The organism is Geomonas limicola (assembly GCF_014193675.1).
Classification (GTDB): domain Bacteria; phylum Desulfobacterota; class Desulfuromonadia; order Geobacterales; family Geobacteraceae; genus Geomonas; species Geomonas limicola.
The window spans coordinates 119057-145168 of record NZ_BLXZ01000005.1; the positions used below are offsets into that span (position 1 = coordinate 119057).

Consider the following 26112-nt stretch of genomic DNA (forward strand, 5'->3'; position numbering starts at 1 on the left):
CCCCTGGAGGAACATCCCGATGAAGCACGGCGGAAAAATCATCGCCCAGATACTTATCCTGGTACTGCTCGCCCTGGGTCTTGGAGGCTGCGGCGCCTCTCCCTGGCGTTTCGATCCCGGCGTCCCGGCTCCCCCCGCCACCGTGGTTGCTACCGCGGGGAACGGGGTAGTCCGCGTGAGCTGGAGTCAGCTGTCCAACGCTACCGGCTACGACGTGTATTTCGCAAGCTCGCCCGGCGTGTCCACATCCAGCAGCAGCATGCTGAACCTTGGCGGATCCTTCGCCGATGTGACGGGGCTGCAAAACGGCACTCCCTACTACTTCCGCGTGGTTGCCCACAACTCCAAAGGCTCCAGCCCGCTATCCAACGAGGTATCCGCCACGCCGTCACCAGCCGGGATCTTCCTGTCGACCGACCTGGTGGGAACCTGGCGCTTCAACGCCCTGGTCTCGGGCGCCGGAGCGAAATGGATGCGCGGCAGCGTGACGATCGACGCCTTGGGCGTGGTGACGGTCGGCTCCTATCTCGACAGTGCAGGAGGCACGACGGCCCCAGCCGAGCTTTTCAGCACCATGAGCATCCTTCCCGACGGGATCGTCTCGCAGGATGGCGCGGCTGCCGGTTTCCACGGCACCCTCTCCGAGAACATCTACCGCGACCTTTTGGTCGGCGCCGGCACAACCACGTCGGGGCAGCTCACCGTGGTGCTGCAGAAGGTGGTGCCGGGGATCAGCTTCGCCTCCACCGATATTCAAGGGACCGGCCAGTCCGGAGCCGGGCCGCTGCTCATGGTCTATCACCAGCTCTCCAGCGGCGCGGTCGGCGAGTGGGAGTGGGGTGCCTTCCAGGTCGGTCGCGATCAGGCCGAAACCTACAGCGCGATCGCGGCGCAGAGCGCTAAGCTGCTTCCCGGTGCCGGTTCCAAGGTGGTCGGCATGACCATCAGCGCCGACGGCCTGGTCTCGGAGGCCCCCAAGGCAGGTGTCACCCCGCAGCCGGCGGCTCTTTTGACCGATGCGGTGATGTCTGCGGACAAGATGACCATCGTGGGGACGGCGACCGACAACCAGGGTGCCTACCTTTTGCGGATCATCCAGCTGGTGCATCCGCCCACCGTTGCCCTCACCGCGACGAGCTACCAGCTTGCCGATCTTGCCGGAAGTTACACCTACCTCGCCGCCCTCGGCGGAACGAACCCGGGGTGGGCCTTGGCAACCGAGACCGTGGGAAGCGTCGGCAACGCCTCGTTTACCGGGTACCTTACCTCGGAGGGGAGCACCACGGCACCGGCCCCCTTCGCCCTGGGACTCGACGCACAGGGTAAAGTCACCTCCGGCGCAGATACCACGTTTCACGGCCAGTTTTCCTATGCGAAGGATCTGGTGGTGGCCACCGGCACCGGGGCTGGCGGGGCTGGGTACCTGAGCATCTCCGTGAAACGGAACAACTAACGACAAAAGAGAGAGGGTCGCCATGGAAAGCGAAGCCCCGCGCAAGAAAAAGCGGTCCAAACTATCCAAAACCATCGACCTCGTGCTGCGCTACTGGCACGTCGGTACTTCCAGCGTCCTCTTCGGCGGTATGGTGCTGGGAATCCCCTTCGAACGCCTCGGTGTCTGGCACACCCTGGCCATCGTCACGGGCGGAAGCCTCGTCCTCTCCGGCATCTGCCAGAGCCGACACTGGTCCTACCAGGTGCGCGGACTGCTGGCGTTCACGCACGTGGGGCTCTTGGCCCTGGTGCATTTCCAGCACGACTGGGTGCTGCCGGTGCTCACCGCGGTCTTGCTCTGCGGTTTCCTCGGCAGTAACCTGCCGGGAAATCTGCGCCACTGGTCGGTGCTTCACGGCGAGCGGGTTGACTGAAGGGTAGGGCGTGAGGCTCGGCAGAGGGGCCCCTGACCTCAGCCACGGTGATGAGCGCTGATCTTTTCGCCAGTGGGTCCCTCCCCCTTCAAGAGAGGACAGGAGGGGGAGGGGATCGACTCCGTGCCATGGTTTGCCCCATCCCCACCCCAGCCCTCCCCTTGAAGGGGAGGGGGAAATCTTGCGAGCCGATGATTGGCGTTCATCAGGTAGGTAAAAAAGGAGGGTTGCTATGAAACTGCTGCTGACGGGAGTCGCGTTAGTACTGTTGGCCGTGGCGCTTGGGGCCCCGCAGGCCCGGGCCGATCAGGGGTTCCTGCTCATGGCGAGCACCATCGGCCCCATCGATGCCGGCATCGTCCCGGCACTGGAGGAGGCCTTCGAGAAGGAGACGGGCATCAGGGTGCGCCACGTCGGAGCCGGTACCGGCGAGGCCCTGCAGATCGCCAAAAAGGGGAGCGTGGACCTGGCGCTGGTTCACGCCAAATCGCTCGAAGAAGCCTTCGTAAAGGAAGGTTTTGGTACGGAGCGGGTGCCCCTCATGTACAACGATTTCGTCATCGTTGGGCCGGTCGACGATCCGGCAGGCATCAAGGGGATGAAGAGCGCCAAGGACGCCCTGAAGCAGCTGGCCTCCTGCCAGGCGCTCTTCGTGAGCCGCGGCGACAAGTCCGGAACCCACGTGGCGGAACTGGAACTCTGGAAAGGGACCGGCGTTACTCCCGCCTCGCCCTGGTACACCGTCTACGAGAAGGGAAACGAAGGAAACGTCCCGACCCTGCGCTATACCGACCAACGCCAGGCCTATACGGTCATCGACCGGGCGACCTACCTCTCCCTCAGAGACGCCATCAAACTGGTGGTGCTGGTGGAGGGCGACGAGGTCCTCCTGAACCGCATCTCGCTCATTCCCGTGAGTCCGAAGAAATTCCCCGCGGTTCATCACGCGGAGGCTCTGCAGTTTGTGGCCTGGTTGACCGACCCCGCGAAGGGGCAGCGGATCATAGCCGAATTCGGTAGGGAAAAATACGGTGCTCCACTGTTCTTTCCGGACTCCAGGCAGTGGCATGCCACCCATCGGTGATGCCTGGTGACCGTTGATATTGATTGAGGACTCGCACCTTGCCTGCGAGAACTGCAACGCAAAAAAAGCCGTATCCTGTCCCAGCGACAGGATGCGGCTTTTTGGTTTGTCTCTCCCGCTACCTAAGGACATTATTTCTGCACCCCGCCTGGAACTGTGCAATTTTCATGTGGTGACGCGTCCCCTGTGTAAGCCGCTACAGGGATTTACCGGTGTTCTAAGGAATTCTCTGTATAAGAGATTGGCCCTAACTGGTGCATAGTTGGCGGATGGTTGCGCCGTTTTTTTGCCAAGGTAACGAAATCACTGGTAAAAGAATGCAGAACAGGCTACAAAGGCTCGAAGACGCCATGGGGTCTCACGGCCGGGTCGGGTAAAGGTGCTTGGTTAGGCCAAGTGGCACCGGTTTTCCTGGCTGAGGGGACCTGTCCGGGAGCGTCGCAGAACCGTGTCTGAGGCCGCCGTAAGCTGCGCCTGCGCAGCCGGGAAGCAAAGGTACCGGCTCCGGATTCGGTCAGCTGAGCTCAAGAGAAGAACGCTGCCTTGCGTGGCTCCGGTAACCCCGGGAGACTACGCTGGAAGACTACGCCATGCTGTGCCACCACGTCCCGATCAGCTACCTGGTTCTCGATACCGAGGGGAAGGTCCTCAAGAGCAGCTATGCGACCGCCGAGCTGTTGGGGGTGCATCGCCTGCACCTGGTCCAGGTTCCTTTCAGCGACTTCGTCCTCGAAGAGTGCCGACCGCTGTTTCTCGCCCTGATCAGGCAAATTTTCGCGGAACCAGGGGCGCCGGTTACCTGCGAGCTCGTCCTGTGCACCGCGGCGCAACAGCCGCTCCAGGTGCAGCTGCAGGCGCAGGTACGTGATCCCGGCAACATCTGCCTGGTGACCCTGACCGATGTGAGCTCGCTGCGCGCCAGCCCGACCTTCGAGACTGCTGCCGACCACGCGCTTGCCTGGGAGTTCTGGGTCGGTCCCGACGGCAGGTTCATCTACGTGTCGCCTGCCTGCCAGGCCCTTACCGGCTACCCGGCAGAGGAATTCCTGGCTGATCCCGAGCTCTTCGTGCGCATCGTCCACCCCGAGGATACGCCCCCTTTTTTTCCGTCCGACCTCGTGCAGTACCGGCCGGAACCGCTGCCGCGCGAGTACCGGATCGTGCACCGCGACGGCAGCGTCCTCTGGATGCGGTACGAAGGGCAGCTGGTCACCGGTCCGGACCAGGGCATCCTGGGGCTCAAGGGGAACAACCGCGAGGTGACCCACGAGCGGCAGTTGCGCCAGCAGCTGGAACAGTCGGTCGAGGAGCTGAAAAAACTCACCGAGGAGCTGAACCTCTCCGAAGAACGGGAGCGGCGCCGCATCGCGCAGGCGCTGCACGACCAGGTGGTGCAGGGGCTCGCCCTCGGGAAACTGAACCTGGAGACGGTTCTCTTGAAGGGGGAGATCGCCGATCATCCTGTGCTGCAGGAACTGAAATCGATCCTGGAGTATTCGATCCAGGATCTGCGCGATCTCTGTTTCGACCTGAGCTCACCGCTGCTCTACGACCTGGGGCTGGAATCGGCCATCGGGTTTCTGGGAGAGAAACTGGAGCAGAAGTTCGGCTACCATTTCATTTTCAACACCTGGGCCCGTGACAAGAAGCCGCTCGGCGAGGAGATCGCCGTGGCGATGTACCAGTTCTGTCGCGAACTGTTGATCAACGCGGGCAAGCACGCCCAGGCCTCCCAGGTGACCTGTCTGCTGTACCAGGACGAGCAACGCCTGATTTTGAACCTGCAGGACGACGGCAAAGGGTTTGATCCGGAGCGGTACCAGGAGGGTTTCGGTCTCCCCAGCATCCGGCAGCGGGTCAACTACCTCGGCGGAACCCTTACCGTAAAATCCAAAGCGGGCGCCGGGACAACAACCGAGATAACCCTCTGGCTCGCCAAGCAATCCGCCAAGGAGACCCTATGATCAGCCTGTTGCTCGCCGACGACCACAACATCTTCCGGACCGGCCTGAAAAATCTGCTGAGCCAGGAGGAAGACCTGGAGGTCATTGCCGAGACCGACGACGGTGCCGATGCAGTCGAACTCGCCGTTTCCCTGGTCCCCAACGTGGCAATCCTTGATATCTCCATGCCGACCCTTACCGGGATCGAGGCGGCACGCGGGATCACCTCGCAAAGCCCGGCGACCCGGGTCATCATCCTTTCCATGCATACCACCAAGGAGTACGTTTCGGCCGCCCTGGTGGCGGGAGCCAGCGGCTTTCTCTCCAAAAGCTGTACCCATACCGACCTGATCCAGGCGATTCACGATGTGGTCTGCGGCAAACACTACCTAAGCCCCACCATCAGCTCCTCTCTCATCGAACTGATCACCAACCCTGCGGCCGAGCCGTTGCCGGTGCCCAGCAAGACCGACAACCAACTCTCCCGCCGGGAAAACGAGGTGCTGCGCCTGCTCGCGGAAGGGAATTGCACCAAGGAAGTTGCCGCCCGCCTGGGGATCTCCGCCAAGACCGTGGAGAGTTACCGTCTCAACCTGATGAAGAAGCTCAACATCGTCAACATGGCGAACCTGGTGCGCTACGCCATCAGGGAAGGGATCGTCGATGCCGATTGACGGATTCGGCTGAGGTCGGCATCCGCTATCCGGGTGCCCTCGCGGTGCCTTTCCGGGGCGCCTGTCCGGGCAATCTCCACGGGAAATGACCGTATTGAGAGACCGCTGGAATCGTCGATAATGTGAGCTGGCTGAAACAGGCCCGGCAGCCCCCCTTGTGCCGGGTGCCGCCGGAAATTACCACGTGCATCCTGGAGCGTGTGCCACATCTGATGCGCCAGGGCTCGAGGGGGTTGTCCCATGTTGTTGCACTACCACCTGTTGAACATGTGCCTTGCGGAGCTGGCCAAGCTGCGGCACCACGGCTTGCACAAGATCCGTCTGGAGATCGTGATCATCCAGTTGAAACGGCTCCTGTTGGATGAAGACGTCGCTGCCTCCCTGATCAGCAACGCCGAGAGCGAGGATTGGTTTCTCGCCCTGTACGGGGCCTTCTCGAGGCTGGGCAAGGCGCCGGAGCTTGGCCAGGCGATCGACGACCTGATCGAGTCGGTGGCCCGCCTGAGATCCCTTGTGGAGCGGCAACCTGGTATTGCCGCAGGAGCCGATTCCGGTTCCCTGCTGGGCAAAGACCCGGGATGATGAGCTTCGCTCACGCGGCTCAGCGTAGCATCTCTCACCGTACCTGCCGCCCTTGTGCCGGCCCTCCCGCCTTCCTGCAAGCCCCGCCGCCGTAATCCACGACTTCTTTAAGGTAACTGCACCTTCACGCCGAAGAGTAACGATGGACGGTCCGCCACCCGGGCGGAACGGTCGGATACCGGCTCCGAAGCCCCGGATTGAGAGTTTCTTTTTGCCGGCAAATCAGGGAAATAGCTATTGCCGTGCCGCGCGTTCACTTGTAGCCTTGGGCAAGGCATAATTCCGGGACCGGAGCGCGTCCGGCGGCTACCTGGTAATGCCGGTTTTGGGTGGAGTTCGTTACCGGCCGCCCGCCCGAGTGGGTAATGGAGAATAGCTACATGGCATATGTCGCGAGTGCTGCGGGGGGCGGCGTGGTGGAAGTTGACAAAAAGTGCGTGATTTCCACGGGCCGAGCCATCTCGCGGGGCGCCAGGAGGAACTCCTCCGGGCCTCCGGCGATTGAGCAGTGCCTGGAGCAGATCTCAGCCCACGTCGAGAGTACCTTGGGGGAGGTGGAAACCATCTTCCACGAGATCGTTTCCGATACCATCCATATCGACGTCCTGCAGGTCGGGCCGACCGAGGAGTTCCCGTTCTGGCGTCTGATCACCTCAGGGATGAGCGATCTCCCGATGAGTACGTTGAGCGGCTCGGACGACCCCAGGTACGCCGAACTGATGATCACCCTGCCGGCTTACTGGCGCTTCGATAACGAGTCGCTCAAGGACGAAAACTGGTACTGGCCCCTGCGCCTGTTGAAGCAGCTCGCCCGGCTTCCGCACAGCCATCAAGCCTGGCTGGGGTGGGGGCACGCCATCCCCAACGGTAACCCCGTCGAGCCCTACGCCGACAATACCAAGCTCTGCGGCTCGATCATCCTATTGTGCGTTCCCGAGAAGTTCGAGGCCCTGCGCATCGATGCCGAGAAGGAGATCCGCTTCTTCACCGTGGTCCCGCTCTACCAGGAAGAGATGGAACTCAGGCGCTCCTGCGGCACCACGGAGCTGCTGGAGCGGTTGGCCCACTCGCAGGTCTCCGACATCATCGATCCGCAGCGCAGGAACACCGCCTGACCTCGGGCACCATTGTGCACCCTGAAAGGAGCAGCATGAGAAAAGCGATCCAGGCCGACAGCGCGGTTGCCGTCGGACCGTACTCCCATGCCGTCGAGAGCGGCGACACCGTCTACCTCTCCGGTCAGACCCCCATCGATCCCGCCACCGGAAACCTGGTCGAGGGGGATATCGCCCGGCAGGCCGAGCAGTGCTTCGCCAACCTCTTTGCGGTGCTGAAGGCAGGCGGGCTGAGCCCCGACCAGGTGGTCAAGGTGAACGTGTTTCTGGTGGACATGACCGATTTCGCCGCCATGAACGCCGTCTACGAGCGGCAGTTCGCAAAACCGTACCCGGCCCGCACCACCATCGGCGTGGCGTCCCTGCCGCTGGGAGCCCGGATCGAGATGGAAATGATCGCACGCAGGTAAACCGGCAGGGGAGGGCGGAGCCGCCTTCCCTGTGTGTTCCTTTTTGCTCCCCCAGGTTTTCCCCCCTGCCTCCTCTGTACGCTTCTCCCAAAGTAGTTTCTCTTAAGAATTCTCTATGAGATAGACCCTTCTCTGGGTATAATCAGCGCGCTTTTCTGTCTCGCACCGAATTCCTGTGACACGACACGGGGGGCGCTCCCCTTTATCCCACCAGGAGGATGACCATGATACGCGCGCTGCGCCTGGCACTTCTTTTCTCCCTCGCTCTGCTCTTTGCGGCTCCTTCCCTGGGATTTGCCGAAACCGGGACAGCCCTTACCTGGTACGGGCAATCGGCCTTCAAACTCACCACACCTTCCGGCAAGGTGCTGCTCATCGATCCCTGGATCGTGAACCCGGTGAACAAGAACGGCGCCCAGGACCTGGCAGCTTTGAACAAGGTGGACTTCATCCTGATCACCCATGGTCACGGCGACCATGTCGGCAATGCCGTGGAGATCGCCAAGAAGACCGGGGCGAAGCTGGTGGCGAACTACGACCTGGGGCGCGCGCTGGTGCAGTACGGCGGCTTCCCCGAGAAGCTCGCCGAACGCACTAACCTGGGGTTCCCCGGCGGCGAGCTGAACCTTTTGGATGGCGAGGTGAAGATCCTCCTGGTGCAGGCCGTGCACAGTTCGACCCTCGAGGCGGTCGCCGGGAATCCCGTGGCCGGCAAGGTGGTCTACGCCGGGACGCCGGTCGGCTTCGTGATCAGCGTGAAGGGGGGCCCGACCATCTACCACACCGGCGATACCGACGTCTTCTGGGACATGTCGATGATCGGCAACCTGAACAGGATCGACCTGATGCTCGCCTGCATCGGCGGGCACTTCACCATGGGGCCGTCCCGCGCCGCCCTCGCCGTGAAACTGGTGCATCCGGCCGAGGTGGTACCGATGCATTTCGGCAGCAACCCGCTCTTGACCGGGACGCCCAAGGAGTTCGGCGCTGCCTTGGCGGAGCTTCCTTTTGACGGCCCGCGTCCGGTGGTTCGGGAGATGAAGGTCGGGGAAACGCTGCTATTGTCCGGACGGTAGCCGGCGACGGGAGAGGCGGCATCTTGTTCCGGCCATAGCTCGGGAGGAGAGGGGGGACGCGCCGGGAATGCCGGCGCGCTGTGGGTGAGGATTGGGGGAGGGCTGCGCCCTGAGGCATCGCCTCGGTTACTTACAAGGAGAACTGCCCCACCATTTTTTCCAGTTCTCCGGCGTTGGTGCTTAACTGATCCGCCTCGTGGGCCGACTGGCTGGCACTGGAGGAGCTGTTCTGCACCACGTCGGTGATCTGCACCAGGTTCGCCGAGATCTCGCGGGTCGTGGCAGTCTGCTCCTTGGCGGCGAGCGCCACCTGGTTGATCTGCTGGGTCACCTCGTCGATCCGCTCGATGATCTCGCGCAAGGCATCCCCAGATTTGGTGGCCTCCTGGGTGCCGTTTTGCACCTCGGCAACCCCTGCTTCCATGGAGCCGACCGCATCCCTTGTCTCGTCCTGGATCAGCTTGATCATCTGCGAGATCTCCCGGGTGGCCTTCGTGGTGCGTTCGGCCAGGGCGCGCACCTCGTCCGCCACCACGGCGAAGCCGCGTCCCTGTTCCCCGGCGCGTGCCGCCTCGATGGCCGCGTTGAGAGCGAGCAGGTTGGTCTGGTCGGCGATGTCCTCGATGGTGTTCACGATCTCGCCGATCTGGTCGGAGCGCATCCCGAGTCCTTCCACCGTTTGGGCCGATGCCTGCACCCGGTCCGCGATCCGGTTCATGGCAGCTATGGCGTTGGCCACGACGGCTGCCCCGGTTGCCGCGGTGCCGCTCGCCTGGTGGGCCACCTCGGCCACGTTGCTGCAGCTTTGGGCGATCTCCGTCGAGGTGCTGGCCAACTCTTCGCCGGCCGCCGCCAGCGACTGCACCTGGTCCGATACGAGGTTCGCCCCGGAAGCCATCTGCCCCGAGGTCTCCCGGAAGTGGGCCGAGGCCGAGGTCATGCGCTGCGCCGAGTGCTTCACGTCGCCGATCACCATCCGCAGCTTGCTCGCCATTTCGTTCATGTCGGCTGCCAGTTCTCCGAACTCGTCGGCGCCCTGGTAGCGGATCACGGTGTCCAGGTGCCCGGCGGCGATCCGGTTGATCCCTTGGGCGATGGTTCCGACCACCTTCTTGAGCGACCTGATCAGGACGAGCACGGCCGACATGCTGAGCACGAAGACCGCCAGGGCGATGAGCAGGCAGTTGCGCAGGCTCTGGTTCAGTACCTTGGCGATCTCGTCCGTCGAGATGTCGGCTCCGATCAGGTACTCCTGGCCCGAGGGGGTCTGGGCCGGCAGGAAGATGGAGCGGAAGTTGCCCCACTTGTCGCGGTACTCGTCGTAGTGCAGCCGGTGGTCGGCCAGGGCGGCCTTGAGCCCGGCGCTCGCGTCGTCATAGGGGTCGTAGAGCTTGGTGGCGGTCCCTTTTTCCTTCTCCTCCTTGGTGTAGCTCGACGAGGTGAAGACGATCTTCCCCCCTTTTTGTTGAACGGTGTAGAGGTACTTGACCCCGACCGTGTCGGCGTAGCGCGAGAGACCGTCCTGGAAGGCCTGGTGCTCGGCGGGGGAAAGCGGTGTCGCGCCGGCCAATCTGCCGTGCATCCCGTCGGCGCTCAACCGGACCCCTTCGGCGCAGGCCAGCAGGCGGGCGTCGATGCTCCTGAGGATGGTCTCTTTTTGGCCGGAGTAGGTGTACACCGTGAACGCGGCGGCGGTAACCAGGTTGAGGACCAGCATCGCGCCGAGGAGCTTGTGGGAAAGTTTGAGCTTGGTGAACATCGTGTCGTCTCCGGTTTGCAGGGTGTTCGTTTTCTTGCCTATCGGGTTGCCGCTGTCGGGGCTTGAACCTTTTCTGGCAGTCGGCGCGCTGACCGCGTTGAGGGGAGCTTCCCCAATTGAAATTTATCATGAGCTGTTGTATCAATAGGACCTCATGTGACGGCTCGCAGAGAGCCGAAATGCCCGGAAGGAGGAGACAGCGGTGAGAAAGCTCATAGGTGCAATCGTGGTGTTGGTGCTGTGCTACGCTTCGGCGTTCGCGCAGGGAGGGTTGGACAGTTTTCTCAAGAACCTGAACATCCAGGCACGTGCCGACCTGAGCGGTTTCTCCGCCAAAGTCGGGGTGCAGTTCGGCGTGCCCCAGGCCCAGGTGCAGGCGGTCATCGGCACGGTGCGCGAGCCGGCGGACGCCTTCATGGTCTTCCAGCTCGGTCAGATGGCACACCAGCCTGCCGACTCCGTGGTGCAGGTCTATCAGAAAAACCGCGGCAAGGGGTGGGGCGTCATCGCCAAGAGCCTGGGGATCAAGCCCGGCTCCGCCGAATTCCACCGGCTCAAACGCGGCGACTTCGCGCTGACCGGAGATGCCGGCTCCGATGATCACCCCGGCAAGGGGCATGGTAAGGGGCACGGCAAAGGTAAGGGGAAGGGGCACGACAAGTAGATCGCTCCCTGGTGCACATGAGGACTGAAAAGGAGACGCGATGTTCAGATTTCGCAACAGTGCAGCTGCCGTGATCCTTTTGGCCGGGCTCGCCGCCCAGCCGGCCCAGGCCGCGGAGCAGGCCCAGCAATGCGTGGCTGCCGCGCACGAACTCCAGGAGACCTTCGACCACTCCATCCTGAAGGGGTGGCAACTAAAGTTCGTCGCCCGCGGCGATAACTGCGAGGTGCTGCACGTGGAGTCCTTCACCAACCTGGGGAAACCCTCCCAGGAGGCGCTCGCCAAGGGGAACATGGTCTACCGCAAGGTGCTGCCGGGTGGGGTGAACAAGTACGCCTTCAGCCACGGTTTCAGCGACGTGGTCTACACGAACGCCCACAACGCCAAGACGCTCAGCTTCGGCCCGAAGAATCTCGACCGCGTCCAGGTGAAGAAGCTGAAGCGCTGCACGGCGCCGCGCAAGACGGGCTAGGGGGGGGCGATGGCGACTGTCGCGGAAAACGGCTCGCGCTGGCAGGCACTCTTCAGCCTGCCGGTGATCGTCGCCGCACTGGGGTACTTCGTGGATATTTACGACCTGGTGCTCTTCAGCATCGTGCGGGTACCGAGCCTGAAATCCCTGGGGCTCTCAGGGCAGCAGCTCATCGACCGGGGGGTGTTCCTGCTCAACATGCAGATGGTGGGGATGCTGGTCGGGGGGATCCTCTGGGGTGTTTTGGGCGACCGCCGGGGACGTTTGAAGATCATGTTCGGGTCGATCTTCCTCTACTCGATTGCGAACCTCGCCAACGGCCTGGTCGATACGCTGCCGGCCTACTCCCTGCTGCGCTTCCTGGCGGGGGTGGGGCTTGCCGGTGAACTCGGTGCCGGCATCACCCTGGTAGCCGAGGTGCTGCACAAGGACGCGCGCGGCTACGGTACCATGATGGTCGCCTCCGTAGGTGTTTCGGGCGCCATCCTGGCCAACGCCGTCGCCGCCCACTTCGACTGGCGGCGCGCCTTCATCATCGGCGGCGTGCTCGGGCTTTTGCTCCTGATCCTGCGCATCTCGGTGGCCGAATCCGGGATGTTCAGAAACATGGAACAAAAGGAGGTCTCCAAGGGGAACTTCCTTGCCCTGTTTACCGAGCGCAGGCGCTTTGGGCGCTATCTCGATTCGATCCTGATCGGGGTCCCCACCTGGTTCGTGGTCGGGATCCTGATCACCTTCTCCCCCGAGTTCGCCAAGGCGCTCCAGGTGACCGGAGCCGTCTCGGCGGGAAACGCCGTGATGTACTGCTACCTGGGGCTGGTCTTTGGCGACGTTGCCAGCGGGCTGTTGAGCCAGCTCCTCAAGAGCCGGAAAAAGGTGATCCTCATCTTCCTGGGGCTCACCCTGGCAGGGTGCGTCGGCTACTTCCTGGCCTCGGGAGTTTCGCCCGCCTCCTTCTACGCCATCTGCGGGTTCCTCGGTTTCGCCAGCGGCTACTGGGCTATCTTCGTCACCGTGGCGGCGGAGCAGTTCGGCACCAACCTGAGGGCAACGGTCGCCACCACGGTCCCCAACTTCGTGCGCGGCATGGTGGTCCCCATTACCCTCTCGTTTCAGTGGGCACGGGGCCAATTGGGACTTACCGCGGGCGCCATCGCCGTCGGGGCGGTGTGCCTGGCCGTCGCCGTGATCTCCTGGTACCGGCTCGAGGAGACCTTCCACAAGGACCTCGACTACTTCGAAGAGTACCTCTGAGATATCCGCACCAGGAGCCGCTGCACAACGCGGCAGGGCCGGTGGTTCTGGGCTGGTACCGGCGCGTGACCCTCTCCATCACACCACTTTCGAGAACCAGGAAGGATACCTATGAAAGCACTCCCGCCTCTTTTCGAGAACAACAAGAAATGGGCCGCCGAAATCTCCCAGAGCGACCCGGAATTCTTCACCAAGCTCGCCAAGCAGCAAAATCCCGAGTTTCTCTGGATCGGCTGCTCGGACAGCCGGGTTCCCGCCAACGAGATCATCGGGCTTTTGCCGGGCGAGCTCTTCGTGCACCGCAACGTCGCCAACCTGGTGATCCACTCGGACATGAACTGCCTGTCGGTGTTGCAGTACGCGGTGGACATCCTGAAGATCAAGCACATCATCGTCTGCGGTCACTACGGTTGCGGCGGGGTGCGCGCCGCCCTCGACAGCAGGCCGCACGGGCTGATCGACAACTGGCTGCGCCTGATCCGCGACCTGGACCAGCGCCAGGCCCACGAGTTGAACCGCTTCTCCACAGTCGAGGAGCGGGTGGACCGCCTGTGCGAGCTCAACGTGGTCGAACAGGTGAAAAACGTGGGGAACACTACCATCGTGCGTGAGGCCTGGCGGCGCGGCCAGCAGGTGACCATCCACGGCTGGATCTACGGGATCGTCGACGGGCTTTTGAAGGACATGGATGTCTGCATCTCGTCGAGCGAGGACCTGGCGAAGATCGAGAGCCGGTAGGATAGGTTGAGGTAGTGCTGGTGGGTTAGTTGGCCAGAGGATGGAAGGTGGTAAACTCTGCGGTCACTCCCTCGCCCGGGAGAGGGTCAGGGTGAGGACGTTGCCACGGAGGAAAAAAAGGGGCACCATTAATCTTCGCTGTCCCCGATGGCAGAACTCTACTGTGGGGCGTCTCTCCCTCATGCGAGAGCTGCCCTTCAGGAACCTCCCCAAAGAAAAGGGCCAAGCAGTTGCTGCTTGGCCCTTTGTCGTGTCCAGCCTGGTGAAGGTGCGCTACCAGGAGTTACTGTGGTTTTTCGAGTTGCTGGTGTTGAGGGGGTTGTGGCAGAGACCGGTACAGGTCACCGCTCCGGTGGTCGGATTTTGGGTGATCACGATGGTGTCGGTGTTGAGGTAGAGCGCCGTGTTCTTGCCGATGACCACGTTCTGCACCGCTTTTTTGATCCGGTTCGAGTTGCCATGGGTAAGCGTGCCGGTTCCGCCGCCGAAGTGGCAGAAGTTGCAGGAGGCGAAGGTGTGGTCACTGTGCCTGCCTCCGCGGTTGGGGAAACTGGTCCCGTTGGGTCGGCCGGTAGAGTCGCCGTGGCAGTCTGCACAACCGGGGCTGGTACCCAGGAAGTTGGTCATGTTGAGGTGGCAGGCCGAGCACAAGGGTCTCACCCCTGCGGTTACGGGATAGGTCCCGCCGGTCGTGGTGGTGTCGTGGCAGGCGCTGCAGTTGGTGTACGGGGAGCGGCTGTTGGCGGTTACCGTCCCGGTGCCGCCGGGGCGGTGCAGGGCTCCAGCGTACGGGAAGGAGTGTGCGGTGCCGCCCGAGGCCTCGATCGTCCCGTTAATGTGTTTGGTCGGATCGCTGAAGCCGTTGTTGGTGGCGTTCACGTGCGGATGGCATCCCGAGCAGGCCGTGGCGGAGGTGACGCCGGTGTGGGCCGAGATGGCCGGCGGGAAGCCGTGGCAGGTGCCGCATCCCGAGGCGCTCAGGTAGCCGGTGTCGTTCCAGGTCGGCGCGGTGTTGCTGCCGCCGACAAGGGTCGCGCCGTGGCAGTAGGTATTGGCGCAGGAAAGCGCACCGGAGCCGTTGCGGGTGAGGGCCGGCGTCAGGGTTCCGGCCGCGGTGGCGAGGCTCCCGAAGCTGAACTCGACCGTGCCGTCGCGATGCGTGCCGGAGATGGCCGGCGAACCGGGCACGCTGTGGCACTGGCTGCAGGCGACATCCGAGGCGATGGCCGTGACAAACGGCGCAGCCTGGGTGGAGGCCTTCAGGTGCTTCACGTGGGCGCCCACCTTGGCGTCGGTCGGGGCGGTGGCGCCGGCCGTGGAGTTGAAGGGGACGCTGTTACCGACGTTCGAGGCGCCGTGGCAGACGCTGCAGTCGCTGCGCGGGTCGCCGTGGCACATGGTCGCGTTGAAGCAGCCGGGAGTCCCCGCCTTGAAGGAGCCGGCTGGCGACGCTGCGAAACGCGCCAGGTACGGGGCGCTCAGGTTGCTCGCGCTCGAGTTGTGACAGGTGCTGCAGACCGGCGCGTTGCTGGTGCCGACGTTGGTTAGGGCAGGATCCACTTGGTCTACCCGCACGTGGCTCAGGGGCCCCGCAGCGAGTGTCCAGTCGGCCTTGGCCGGATGCGGCGCGGCGACACCGTGGCAGCCGGTGGTGCTCAGGCATCCGACCTGGGCGGTGCCGCCGGTCAGGTTGCTGCCGTGGCAGGTCTCGCAGTTGATAAGCCCGTTGTTCTGGTTGGGCTGGTAGCGCGCCCGTGCCCCGTGGTTCGCCGGGTTGGTCCAGGGGAGGGTGGGGCTTGGGAAGGTCGAGGTATCGGAGTGACCGACCTGGGCATGGCACAGCGTCCCGTTGAAGCACCCCGGGGTGCCGCTTTGGTAGCTCGTCAGCGTGACCGACGCCGGGGAGAGGTTCGCGCCGGCGGTGTGGCACTGGGCGCAGGCCGCGGCGTTACTGGGGTCGACGTTGGTATGGGTGCGTGCACTGCCACGCCAGGGGGCCGGCGAGTGCGGTGCGTTGGTGCCGGGGTGGGCCAATTGGTGACAGGCGATGCAGCTTACCGCCGCACCGGAGCCGCGGTAGTCGGACCCGTGGCAGCTCTTGCAGAAGGCCATGCCGTTGGCGCCGCCGGCGACCGCTTTTACCCGCGGACCGTGTGAATCTGCCGAGGCGAACCCCTGCGGGTGCCCGCTGGGTCCCTGGGGATGGCAGGTGAGCCCTGCAAAACTGGCGGAGAAGCAACTCACGCCGCTGATCCCGCCGGTCCCGTTCGGGTCGAGCGGGTCGCCGTGGCACTGGGTGCACAGGGTCCGGTTGGCGAGGTACGCCGCCGGATGGGCGCCGCCGGTCACCGTGGTCCAGCCCGCCGCGTGGTGGCCGGAGCTGTCGATCACCACTCCCTCCTGGGTAGCCTTACTGCAGGCGCTGAGCGCCGCCAACACCACTACTGCCAACAACAGGCGTTTCATAGTCCTTCCCCCTAGTGGTGACACTGTACGCAGCGCTCGTTGTTACCCCTGCCGTGGCAGCGGTAGCAGCTTGCCGGGTCGACCTTCCCCTCGATCTTGTGCAGGGTGAGGTAATCGCCGCGGTGGGGCATCTCGCGGTCCGGGCGGTTGCCCCACTTGACCGACGGCTTCATCTCCACCTGGTTGGTGTGGCAGTCGGCGCAGAAGGAGACCTTGTGGCAGGTCTCGCAAAGCCTCGTGTCGGTGGCGGCGTAGAAACGGTGGTTCTTGACAAACGCCCGGGTGTGGCTGAACGCGTTGATGTTCTTGAGGGTTCCCTTCTGCTGATCCTCGTGGCATTCCGAACATTCCACCTGCTGCCCCACGGCAAGCGCCTCGGGGTGGGACTCTGGCAGGGAGGGGAGGGCCTTCATCTGGGCGCAGGCGGCAATGGTGAGTGCGCTTGCCGCCAGGGCGAGGGCGGTGCTGAGTGCTTTCATCGTGGTCATTTTTTCCCTCCTGCGGTGGAGAATGTGGTGTTGTAGGTGAGGCGGATCAGCCCCCGGGTTTCTTCGCTGAAGTCGGGGTTACGCCCGTAGCTTACGTCGCCGGAGAGGAAAAGCTGCGGGGTGAGGTGGTAGCCCAGCGAACCGACGACTTCCCAGGCCTGCTTCTCGTTGAAGACCCGCTCCTTGAACAGGTAGTTTATGAAGTCCACGGCGCCGGTGAAGCTCTTGGAGTCGTACATCCCCCAGGCCCGCATCTCGTGGTAGGAGCCCGACGGGTTCGGGGTGATGGCGAAACCGGGACCGGCGTCGAGGTAGTGGTAGCTTGCACCGGCACGTATCTGGTTGTCGGAGAAGCCCATCTTGAGGTCGCCGCCGTAGCGGTTGGCGTGGCCGATGGCGCGCTGGTAGTGCTTGTAGTCGCCGGAGAGTTCCACCAGCTTGGCGACCTGGTAGGAGGCACGCCCGCCGTAGTTGCGCGAGGTGTTGCCGGAGCTTGCCAGCGGCCCGTGCGCGGCCGGAGAGGTAGTACCCGAGAACATGGCCCAGGAGTACTGGTAGCTGCGATCGTTTTGCTCGTTGAACTCGCCCGACAGTACCAGGCGCTGTACCGGCTTCAGGTTGAGCAGGTAGCTGTGCTCGGCAATGTGGCTTGTTTCGGTGTTATAGGTGGTGTGCCCCAGGACCTCGAGCACCTTGTGCGGGCTGAACCAGACGTCTCCGCCGACCAGGCGGTGGTTGCCGTTGGTGTGCTGGAGAAGCGTCGGCGCCTTGCTCTCGTAGACCGCCGAGGCACCCAGTTCGAGCATGCCGCCGTAGCGGTAGTTGATCCGCCCGCCGCCGATGCCGTCACCCTTGCCGTCGCTGTTCTCCCCGAAGATGTGAGTCGTGTGCACGTTGGCGCCGCCGAAGGCCGAGATCCCGAACCCGTAGGGGAGGTCGCTGTGCAGGCTCAGACCGTCGATCTGCTCGTTGTTGATCCCGTCGTGGATGAACTGGCGTCCCAGGCGGATGTCGCCGTTGGCCTGCTTGAACCGGTACTGCAGGTACCCGTAGCTGAGGCTGCCGGCGGCCCGGTCTTCGTTGAAGCTCTTGTCGACCAGGTCGACCCTCCCCCAGCCGTAGAAGTGGAAGGAGAGGTTGCCGTCGGCAAGCCGGGTGGCGTCCAGGCTTAAGAACTCCGTGGCCGGGAGCAGGGTGTCCTTGTGCGCTCCGTTGTCGCGCTGCTCGATCCTCAAGATCGTGGTGGAATCTACCGAGGTCTCCGCCGCTCCGGCCAGGGCGGGCAGACCAAGGAGTGAGACGGCTGAAAAGACGCGACACAGGGTCCTTTTCATACATGCGCTCCTATTGTGGGAAAGTAAGACAGACAAAAAACAGTGCAGCACTGTCAACATAATCCGAGGCACAGTACGAAACCTGGCACTGCGTGCTCGGTACATCTCTTGGCTAGTGGGGGAAAACCTTGGTTTGGGCCAGCTATCTCTATAACGATCGTCTTGGCTGATTGACGGGACTTATGAGTGACAGTCACGAAAAAACGCGCTGTTACAATAGGACTAAAGTTATCGCATACTAGTATACTCTTTCCAGATTTGCTGTCAATCATTGAAAGATTTTCTTACTTTTTTTGTTTCCTGCCGATCCAGAGAAACGGATACGACAGCTGTCTCAAGGAAAGGGCCCTGTTGGTTGTGGCTCGGCATTATGGCGAAGCAGAAAAACGTATCAGGTGGCAGACCCTGGCGGGTGCAACGCTCCTGACAGTGGGGAGGTTGGGAAGAGCTGTCAAGAAAGAGAACAGCGTCGAATGAGGTAGTGCGAAGACCAAGGCGGGAGCTGCAGGGGAGGGGATCCCGACGGGCATTCCCGCCGGGACATTTCTGGGTCAGGGGAGCCTTTCTGCCGTGGGAAGGGTGAAGGAGAAGGTCGCCCCTTCGCCCAGGGTGCTGGTCACCGCGACGCTGCCGCCGTGGGCCTGCACGATGTGTTTCACGATGGAGAGCCCAAGCCCCGTGCCGCCGCGTTCGCGGCTGCGGGCTTCGTCCACGCGGTAGAAACGCTCGAAAAGGCGCGGCAGGTCGCTTTCCGGGATGCCGATGCCGGTGTCGCGCACCTCGATCTGGACCTGGTCTTCTACCTCGCGCGCCGAAACGGTCACGGTGCCGCCGATTTTGCTGTACTTGATCGCGTTGTCCAGCAGGTTCATCAGCACCTGGTCCAGGCGCTTGCGGTCGGCAAAGACCGGCAGCACCTGGCCCAGCCCCTCGCAGCGCATCACCAGCGCCTTCTCCTCGGCTTTTAGTTCGAGAAGCTGCAGCGACTGCCGCACGGCGCTCTCCAGTCGCACGCTCTCCAGCTTCAGGAGGTTGTCGCCGCTTTCCAGTTCCGAGAGCGCCAAAAGGTCGGCGATCAGGGTGGAAAGCCGGCTGGCATGGTTGTCGATGATGGTGAGGAAGTGCTGGCTGCGCTGGGGGTCGTCGGCAAGCGCACCGGTTAACAGGGTCTCCGCGTACCCCTTGATGACGGTAACCGGTGTGCGCAGTTCGTGGGAGACGTTGGCCACGAAGTCGCGGCGGATCTTTTCCACCCTCTTCAGAGCGCTGATATCGTGGAAGACCGCAACCACCCCTCTGAGTTCGCCGGCGTTGACGAGGGGGACCCAGTGCACCCGGGTGCTCTTGCCGCCGGAGAGCGTGATCTCCTGGTGCCGTTCCCGGCGCTCGCTGAGGACCTCGCGGCAGGCCGCGTAGAGGTCGGGATGCCGGCTGATCTCGATGAGCTTGCGCCCCTGCACCGAGGCGTCGCTGCCGAACAGGGCGCCAAAGGCGGGATTCACCAGGGTAATCACCGCCTCGGCGTCGGTCACCATGACCCCTTCGCCCATGCCGGAGAGAATCGCATCCAGGCGGTTCTTCTCGGAGGAGATCCGCTCCATCTGGGTCTCGATGCGCTGGGCCATCTCGTTCATGACCTGGGCCAGTTCCCCCAGTTCGTCCGCACTCTGTACCGGGAAGCGCACCCCCGGCTCGCCCCGCCCGATGCGTCCCGCGGTTGCGGCGATTCCGCGCAGGGTGCGCGAGGTGAGGTGCGACAACAGGTAGCTCAGGATGAGCGAGAGGAAAACGGCAACCGCGAACGCCGCAGCCAGGCTCTGCTTCAGGCCGTGCCGGGTCTTCTCCACCTCGGAGAGCGGCAGCGCCAGGCGGATCACGCCGTGGTTGGCGAAGGGGACCGCCAGGTAGAGCATGTCGGTGTGCAGGGTGGCAGAGTAGCGGATGGCGCTGCCGGATCCCTCGGCGAGCGCATCGCGCACCTCGGGGCGGTTCGCATGGTTCTCCAAAAGCGGGAGCTCGGCAGGCTGCACCTGGGAATCCCCCAGCACCTGCCCGTCCGGGGCGATCACCGTTACCCGGGCCCGCACCACCCGGGCTACCGCCTGGGTCAGCTGCGGCGCATCGCGGCGCGGGTCCTGGATCTCCTTGGCAGCCATGAGCGCCGCTACCTGGGCCTGGTCTTTCAGGTGGTCCCGGATCCCGGAGACGAGCGATCTTTCCAGGGTGATGGAGAGGTAGACGTAGAGCCCGGCGCCCAGAAAGAGCACCAGGAAGAGGTAGGAGGCCATCAGCTTGAGCCGGAAGGTCCCCTTCATGACAACTCCAGCTTGTAGCCGAAGCCGCGCACCGTCCGGATCAGGTCGCCCGCGGGCCCCAGCTTGGTGCGCAGCCGGGTCAGGTGGGTGTCCACGGTGCGGGTGTCGCCGAAATAGTTGTAGCCCCAGACGTTCTGCAGGAGGATCTCGCGGCTTTGCACCCTGCCTACCCGCTCGGCGAGGTTCATGAGCAGCTTGTACTCGGTGGAGGTGAGCACCACCTCCGCGCCGGCCACGGTGACCAGATGGCGCAGGGTGTCGATCGACAGTTCGCCCAGGGTGATCACCGTGCTGGCGGGGCTTGCGTCCCCCTTGCGGCGCAGCACGGCGCGCACCCTCAGCATCAGCTCGCGGGTGGAAAACGGTTTCACCACGTAGTCGTCGGCCCCCATCTCGAACCCGACCACCCGGTCGATCTCCTCCCCCTTGGCGGTCAGCATGATGACCGGGATGCCGGCGGTCTGTTCGGAGCCCTTCAAAATGCGGCAGATCTCGGTTCCCATCATGCCCGGCAGCATCAGGTCGAGGAGCACCAGGTCCGGGTGCAGGCGCTTCGCCTCGCTCAGGCCGGTGGCCCCGTCGCTCGCGATGATGCTGCGGAAACCCTCCTGTTCCAGGTGGAACGAGACCAGTTCCGCCAGGTCTCTTTCGTCTTCGATAATAAGTACGGTCTGCACCGGGTGCCCCCTCGGACCGGGATCGCTCCCGGTTTCTGCCGATTCACTGTGGGTGTTCTGGTAACAATCTGAAAATAGGCGGAAATGTGTCTGGTTTTGCTCCGATCCACACGCGCTGTGGAAAGCGTTGTGGAAAAGATGTGAATCGAATTCAAAAGCGCTTTCAGATTGGGCGGATTAGCAGATTGCCTAAAATTTAATCAGGGGAAAAACGGCGCCTGGTGACGGGTAAAAGCTTTAAAAACAATTAGTTACCGGAAGGTGCCGATTCTCCGCGAGAAAATCTGTCAAGCATTTTCTGGCCGGATCGTGTTTACGTTTGTGCCGGACCGGTTCGCCTCACACCACCTATCGGCAAAAGGCGATGCCCTTTTAATGTGGCAGGGCCGAGCGGGAGTAAGGCGACGGCAGGAGTTGGGCAATCGCCCCTCCCTGAGGGCCGGCACGGCCTCTTTTCCCTGACCCGCTTTATAAAGTACCTTAGTGAAGAAGACAAGCTTCCTGTTTCACAACGGTTTTGCAGCTTTTCGGTTCGCGGGTGCCGGCTGCCATAATTCTTGACATGCCCTGGGGGCTATGGTAAGTGGTAAACTCCTTTATTTTCAACAAGTTAATTACCACCGATGAAATGTTTGATGAATTGAAACAAGGAGGGTGCCCATGTCGCAACAACTTGATTTTACTGTCGGTGCTCTGCTGGACGACGTCGCCGCGCGCTTTCCCGATCACGAGGCGCTGGTCTATGTCGAACGCGGGCTCCGTTACAGTTACCGGGAGTTCAACGAGCGCTGCCGCCAGGTAGCCAAAGGACTCCTGGCCCTGGGCATCAAAAAGGGAGACCACCTCTCCATCTGGGCCTACAACGTGCCGGAGTGGGTGGTGCTGCAGTTTGCCACCGCGAAGATCGGTGCGGTCCTCGTTACCGTCAACACCAACTACAAATCCGCGGAGCTCGAGTACATCCTCAAGCAGTCCGATTCCAACACGCTCTTCCTCGTGCAGTCCTTCAAGGATACCGATTACGTTGCTACCCTGAACGAGGTGGTGCCGGAACTCGCCCAGAGCACCCCGGGAACCCTCGAAAGCACGAAGCTCCCGTGCCTGAAGAACGTCATCTTCCTTGGGGAAGGGGGGCATCCCGGGATGTTCGGTTTCGAACAGGTGGTCGAGTTGGGGAGGAGCGTGCCGGACTCGAGGCTTGCCGAGGTCGAGGCGAGCCTCGACAAGGACGACGTCATCAACATGCAGTACACCTCCGGCACCACCGGGTTCCCCAAGGGTGTCATGCTGACCCACTTCAACGTGGTGAACAACGGCTTCAACATCGGCGAGTGCATGCGCTTCACCGAGAAGGACCGGCTCTGCATCCCGGTCCCCTTCTTCCACTGCTTCGGCTGCGTCCTGGGGGTCATGGCCTGCGTCACCCACGGCTCCACCATGGTACCGGTGGAGATCTTCGACCCCCTGAAGGTTTTGCAGGCCATCGAGCAGGAGCGCTGCACCGCGGTGCACGGCGTCCCCACCATGTTCATCGCCGAACTGGAGCACCCCGAGTTCTCCCGCTTCGACCTTACCTCCCTGCGCACCGGGATCATGGCCGGCTCCAACTGCCCCATCGAGGTGATGCGCCGGGTGATCCGCGACATGCACGCCTCGGAGATCACCATCGCCTACGGGCAGACCGAGTCCTCCCCGGTGATCACCCAGACCCGCACCGACGACCCCATCGAGCTGAAGGTCGCAACCGTTGGGCGCGTGCTCCCCAACGTAGAGCTTAAGATCGTGGACATCGAGACCGGCGCCGAACTGCCGCCGGGGAAGCAGGGGGAACTCTGCACCCGCGGCTACCTGGTCATGAAGGGGTACTACAAGATGCCCGAGGAGACCGCCAAGGCCATCGACGCCGAGGGGTGGCTGCACACCGGCGACCTCGCCGTCATGGACGAAAACGGTTACTGCAAGATCACCGGCCGCATCAAGAACATGATCATCCGCGGCGGCGAGAACATCTACCCCCGCGAGATCGAGGAGTTCCTCTACACCCACCAGAAGATCTCGGACGTCCAGGTCTACGGCGTACCCGACCGCAAGTGGGGCGAGCAGGTCATGGCCGCCATCGTGCTCAAGAAGGGTGTGGAGATGGACGAGGAAGAGGTGAAGGCGTTCTGCCGCGGCAAGATCGCCAACTACAAGATCCCGCGCTACGTCCGCTTCGTCGATTGCTACCCGATGACCGCCTCCGGAAAGATCCAGAAGTTCAAGCTGCGCGAGATGGCGATCCGGGAACTGCAGCTGGAAGGGGAAGGCGCCTGACCCCACGGCGCATCCCGTATACGTCATATTGACGTCCCTCACGTTTCGCGCTATCTTTCCTGCTCCTCTTCCGGAACTCATGAGGAAGAGGGGCAGGAGGGATTGTGCGTCTTACCCCGAAAAACGAACTGGAATACCGCTACCGCAGGCTGCAGCTCGAGATGACCAAGGCCGGCCTCGACGCCGTCATCATCCTGCAGAACGCGGATCTCTTCTACTTCACCGGCACCACCCAGACCGGCAACCTCTACGTACCCGCCAGCGGCGTCCCGCTCTACCTGGTCAAGCGCAGCTTCCTGCGGGCCCGGATGGAGAGCGCGCTTGCCGAGCTGATTCCCTTCACCTCCCCCAATGAACTCCCCGGCATCGTGGCCGGCTACGGCCACCAGGCCCCCTCCCGAATCGGGCTGGAGCTCGACGTCCTGCCGGTAAACCTCTACGAGAAGTACCGCTCCCTGTACCCCAACGCCCGCTTCGTCGATGCGAGCCCGCTGATCCGCCGGGTGCGCGCGGTGAAGAGCCACTACGAGATCCACATCCTGCAGGATGCGGCGCTGCAGGCCGACAAGGTGTACCGGCGCAGCACCGAGGTGATCAGGGAGGGGGTGAGCGAGGTGGAGCTTGCCGCCGAACTGGAGCGCGTGGCCCGGCTCGAGGGGCACCAGGGGTACCTCAGGATGCGCGCCTTCAACGGAGAAGTGGCCTGGAACCACGTGCTGGCCGGCCCCGACGCGGCGGCTCCCGCCTTCTCCAACACCCCCCTGGGTGGGATGGGGCTCACTCCGGCGTTCGGCCAGGGGGCCGGTTTCAACCGGGTAGGGCGGGGCGAGCCGGTCATCGTCGACTTCGCGAGCTACCTGGACGGCTACCTGGTGGACCAGGCGCGCGTCTTCGCGGTTGGTGAACTCTCGGACCGGATGCGGCAGGGCTACGACGACATGCTGCGCCTCCAGGAGTTGATGATCGCCCGTGCCGGGGAGGGAGCCACTTGGAGCGAGATCTACGAGGCCGGCTGCTTGGAGGCCTGCCGCCTCGGGTACGCGGAAAACTTCATGGGTATGGCGGAGTGCCAGGTCCCCTTCATCGGCCACGGGGTCGGCATCGAGATCGACGAGTATCCTTTCATCGCCCGCGGTTTTGCTCAGGAGCGCCTCGAGGTAGGGATGGTTTTTGCCCTGGAACCGAAGCTGGTCTTTCCGGGAGAGGGCGCCGTTGGCATAGAGGATACTTTCTACCTCTCCGAACAAGGCATAAAACGGCTCACCTTCTCGAGCCAGGATCTCGTAATCCTTTAAAAATGAAGAAATTGTAAACAAAAGGGTAAAACGCGATTTTTTTATATTGAAATTGGTTCGAGGCAATGGTATACATTTGAAAAATCTGTGTATACAGTATACTTCCTTGAACGCAACCGGTCGCACAACGGGAGTCGGCCCGGCACGGTGTCGAAGAGGGTGGCAGTTAAAGATCCTAATTTCTTCAGTTAGCACTTAACCCCCAACCGAAAAGGAGAACCGAGATGAGTCAATTGAAAGAGAAACTGCAGGAGAAGATTCAAGCTCACCGCCCCCGCGTTACCCGTCTGACCAAGGAGTTCGGCTCCGTGGTAATCGACAAGGTCGACATCGGCCAGTGCATCGGCGGCGCCCGCGACATCCGCTGCCTGGTGACCGACATCTCCTATCTCGACCCGCAGGAAGGTATCCGCTTCAGGGGTAAGACCATTCCCGAGACCTTCGAGGCGCTCCCGAAAGCTGCCGGCTCCGAGTATCCGACCGTCGAGAGCTTCTGGTACTTCCTGCTTACCGGCGACGTCCCGACCCCGGATCAGGTCAAGGCGGTGGAAGCTGAGTTCAAGGTTCGCCAGCAGGTTCCCGAGTATGTCTTCACGGCTCTGCGCGCTCTCCCCAGGGACAGCCACCCGATGGTGATGCTCTCGGTCGCCATCATGACCATGCAGAAAGAGTCCAAGTTCTGCGGCTTCTACAACTCCGGCAAGTTCAACAAGATGGATGCCTGGGAATACGTCTACGAAGATGCCAGCGACATCGTTGCCCGTATCCCGGTCGTCGCAGCCTTCATCTACAACCTTAAGTATCGCGGCGACAAGCAGGTTGCCATCGACCAGAACCTCGACATGGGCGCCAACTTCGCCCACATGATCGGCCAGAGCGAGCAGTACAAGGATGTGGCCAGGATGTACTTCATCCTGCACTCCGACCACGAGTCCGGCAACGTCTCGGCCCACACCACCCACCTGGTGCACTCCGCGCTTTCCGACCCGTACTACGCCTACGCCGCAGGCCTCAACGGCCTCGCCGGCCCGCTGCACGGCCTTGCCAACCAGGAAGTGCTCGGCTGGATCATGGACTTCCAGAAGAAACTCAACGGCGCCGAGCCGACCAAAGAGAACGTCACCAAGGCTCTCTGGGATACCCTCAACGCAGGGCAGGTCGTTCCGGGCTACGGCCACGCCGTTCTGCGTAAGACCGACCCGCGCTACACCGCTCAGCGCGAGTTCTGCCTGAAGACCCCGGGCCTCAAGGAAGACCCGCTGTTCAAGCTGGTCGCCATGATCTTCGAGACCGCCCCGGGCGTCCTCACCGAGCACGGCAAGACCAAGAACCCCTGGCCGAACGTCGACGCACAGTCCGGCGTCATCCAGTGGTACTACGGCGTCAAGGAGTGGGACTTCTACACCGTCCTCTTCGGCGTGGGTCGCGCACTGGGCTGCATGGCGAACATCACCTGGGACCGCGGTCTTGGCTACGCCATCGAGCGTCCGAAGTCCGTCACCACCGACATGCTCGAGAAGTGGGCTGCCGAAGGCGGTCGCAAGATGTAAGAAGTTGGGCCTCGGCCTGACAAAAGGGGGACGCT

Annotated in this window: 22 protein-coding genes; 16 read left to right on the forward strand and 6 right to left on the reverse strand. The window is 62.8% G+C overall.

Annotated features, from left to right (window positions below; translation table 11 throughout):
- Positions 1-19 precede the first annotated feature (19 nt).
- The 9 genes from H7688_RS13205 (at position 20) to H7688_RS13245 (ending at position 8752) form a co-directional block, all read left to right on the forward strand.
- The gene (locus H7688_RS13205; protein ID WP_183361593.1) at positions 20-1453 is read left to right on the forward strand and encodes a fibronectin type III domain-containing protein; all 1434 of its coding nucleotides are present in this window, start codon (positions 20-22) and stop codon (positions 1451-1453) included.
- 22 nt (positions 1454-1475) lie between these two features.
- Positions 1476-1868 carry a hypothetical protein gene (locus H7688_RS13210; RefSeq protein WP_183361594.1) on the forward strand — a complete coding sequence of 131 codons (393 nt, stop codon included), beginning with the start codon at positions 1476-1478 and terminating at the stop codon, positions 1866-1868.
- 232 nt (positions 1869-2100) lie between these two features.
- Positions 2101-2952, forward strand: coding sequence for an ABC transporter substrate-binding protein (locus H7688_RS13215; RefSeq protein ID WP_183361595.1), 852 nt, complete (start codon positions 2101-2103; stop codon positions 2950-2952).
- 590 nt (positions 2953-3542) lie between these two features.
- Positions 3543-4916 (forward strand): PAS domain-containing sensor histidine kinase, encoded by a 1374-nt coding sequence (locus H7688_RS13220; protein ID WP_183361596.1) that lies wholly within the window; start codon positions 3543-3545, stop codon positions 4914-4916.
- Entirely contained in the window at positions 4913-5569 is a 657-nt protein-coding gene (locus tag H7688_RS13225; protein WP_183361597.1) for a response regulator, read from the forward strand. Before H7688_RS13220 ends, H7688_RS13225 begins: the two co-directional genes overlap by 4 nt.
- Before the next feature lie 240 nt (positions 5570-5809).
- On the forward strand, positions 5810-6151 hold the full coding sequence (locus tag H7688_RS13230; RefSeq protein WP_183361599.1) for a hypothetical protein: 342 nt from the start codon (positions 5810-5812) through the stop codon (positions 6149-6151).
- 380 nt (positions 6152-6531) lie between these two features.
- On the forward strand, positions 6532-7266 hold the full coding sequence (locus tag H7688_RS13235; protein WP_183361601.1) for a suppressor of fused domain protein: 735 nt from the start codon (positions 6532-6534) through the stop codon (positions 7264-7266).
- A 35-nt stretch (positions 7267-7301) separates the two neighbouring features.
- Positions 7302-7676 carry a Rid family detoxifying hydrolase gene (locus H7688_RS13240; RefSeq protein WP_183361603.1) on the forward strand — a complete coding sequence of 125 codons (375 nt, stop codon included), beginning with the start codon at positions 7302-7304 and terminating at the stop codon, positions 7674-7676.
- A 224-nt stretch (positions 7677-7900) separates the two neighbouring features.
- Positions 7901-8752, forward strand: a complete 852-nt coding sequence (locus H7688_RS13245) for a metal-dependent hydrolase (RefSeq protein ID WP_183361605.1) — start codon at positions 7901-7903, stop codon at positions 8750-8752.
- A gap of 130 nt (positions 8753-8882) precedes the next feature.
- Here the strand turns inward: H7688_RS13245 and H7688_RS13250 are convergent, their stop codons facing one another.
- The gene (locus H7688_RS13250) at positions 8883-10511 is read right to left on the reverse strand and encodes a methyl-accepting chemotaxis protein (RefSeq protein WP_183361607.1); all 1629 of its coding nucleotides are present in this window, start codon (positions 10509-10511) and stop codon (positions 8883-8885) included.
- 202 nt (positions 10512-10713) lie between these two features.
- On the opposite strand from H7688_RS13250, the gene H7688_RS13255 reads away from it, so the two are divergent.
- From H7688_RS13255 to can, 4 genes are all read left to right on the forward strand, one after another.
- The gene (locus tag H7688_RS13255; RefSeq protein ID WP_183361609.1) at positions 10714-11175 is read left to right on the forward strand and encodes a hypothetical protein; all 462 of its coding nucleotides are present in this window, start codon (positions 10714-10716) and stop codon (positions 11173-11175) included.
- A gap of 40 nt (positions 11176-11215) precedes the next feature.
- A complete protein-coding gene (locus H7688_RS13260) occupies positions 11216-11647 on the forward strand; it encodes a hypothetical protein (RefSeq protein WP_183361611.1) in 432 nt (143 codons plus the stop codon).
- Between the two features lie 9 nt (positions 11648-11656).
- On the forward strand, positions 11657-12901 hold the full coding sequence (locus tag H7688_RS13265) for an MFS transporter (protein WP_183361613.1): 1245 nt from the start codon (positions 11657-11659) through the stop codon (positions 12899-12901).
- Between the two features lie 111 nt (positions 12902-13012).
- The gene (can, locus tag H7688_RS13270; RefSeq protein WP_183361615.1) at positions 13013-13639 is read left to right on the forward strand and encodes a carbonate dehydratase; all 627 of its coding nucleotides are present in this window, start codon (positions 13013-13015) and stop codon (positions 13637-13639) included.
- Between the two features lie 273 nt (positions 13640-13912).
- On the opposite strand, the gene H7688_RS13275 is transcribed toward can, so the two are convergent.
- The 5 genes from H7688_RS13275 to H7688_RS13295 form a co-directional block, all read right to left on the reverse strand.
- Positions 13913-16105, reverse strand: a complete 2193-nt coding sequence (locus H7688_RS13275; protein ID WP_183361617.1) for a CxxxxCH/CxxCH domain c-type cytochrome — start codon at positions 16103-16105, stop codon at positions 13913-13915.
- Positions 16106-16116: 11 nt separating this feature from the next.
- Positions 16117-16593, reverse strand: a complete 477-nt coding sequence (locus tag H7688_RS13280) for a cytochrome C (RefSeq protein ID WP_183361619.1) — start codon at positions 16591-16593, stop codon at positions 16117-16119.
- On the reverse strand, positions 16590-17927 hold the full coding sequence (locus H7688_RS13285; protein ID WP_183361621.1) for a hypothetical protein: 1338 nt from the start codon (positions 17925-17927) through the stop codon (positions 16590-16592). The genes H7688_RS13280 and H7688_RS13285 overlap by 4 nt, the downstream gene beginning before the upstream one ends.
- 551 nt (positions 17928-18478) lie before the next feature.
- On the reverse strand, positions 18479-20242 hold the full coding sequence (pnpS, locus tag H7688_RS13290) for a two-component system histidine kinase PnpS (RefSeq protein ID WP_183361623.1): 1764 nt from the start codon (positions 20240-20242) through the stop codon (positions 18479-18481).
- Entirely contained in the window at positions 20239-20919 is a 681-nt protein-coding gene (locus H7688_RS13295) for a response regulator (protein WP_183361625.1), read from the reverse strand. Before H7688_RS13295 ends, pnpS begins: the two co-directional genes overlap by 4 nt.
- Before the next feature lie 660 nt (positions 20920-21579).
- Here H7688_RS13295 and H7688_RS13300 point away from each other — a divergent pair.
- The 3 genes from H7688_RS13300 (at position 21580) to H7688_RS13310 (ending at position 26077) form a co-directional block, all read left to right on the forward strand.
- On the forward strand, positions 21580-23232 hold the full coding sequence (locus H7688_RS13300; RefSeq protein WP_183361627.1) for an AMP-binding protein: 1653 nt from the start codon (positions 21580-21582) through the stop codon (positions 23230-23232).
- Positions 23233-23336: 104 nt separating this feature from the next.
- A complete protein-coding gene (locus H7688_RS13305) occupies positions 23337-24527 on the forward strand; it encodes a M24 family metallopeptidase (RefSeq protein WP_183361629.1) in 1191 nt (396 codons plus the stop codon).
- Between the two features lie 224 nt (positions 24528-24751).
- Positions 24752-26077, forward strand: coding sequence for a citrate (Si)-synthase (locus H7688_RS13310; protein ID WP_183361631.1), 1326 nt, complete (start codon positions 24752-24754; stop codon positions 26075-26077).
- The last annotated feature ends 35 nt before the right edge of the window (positions 26078-26112 follow it).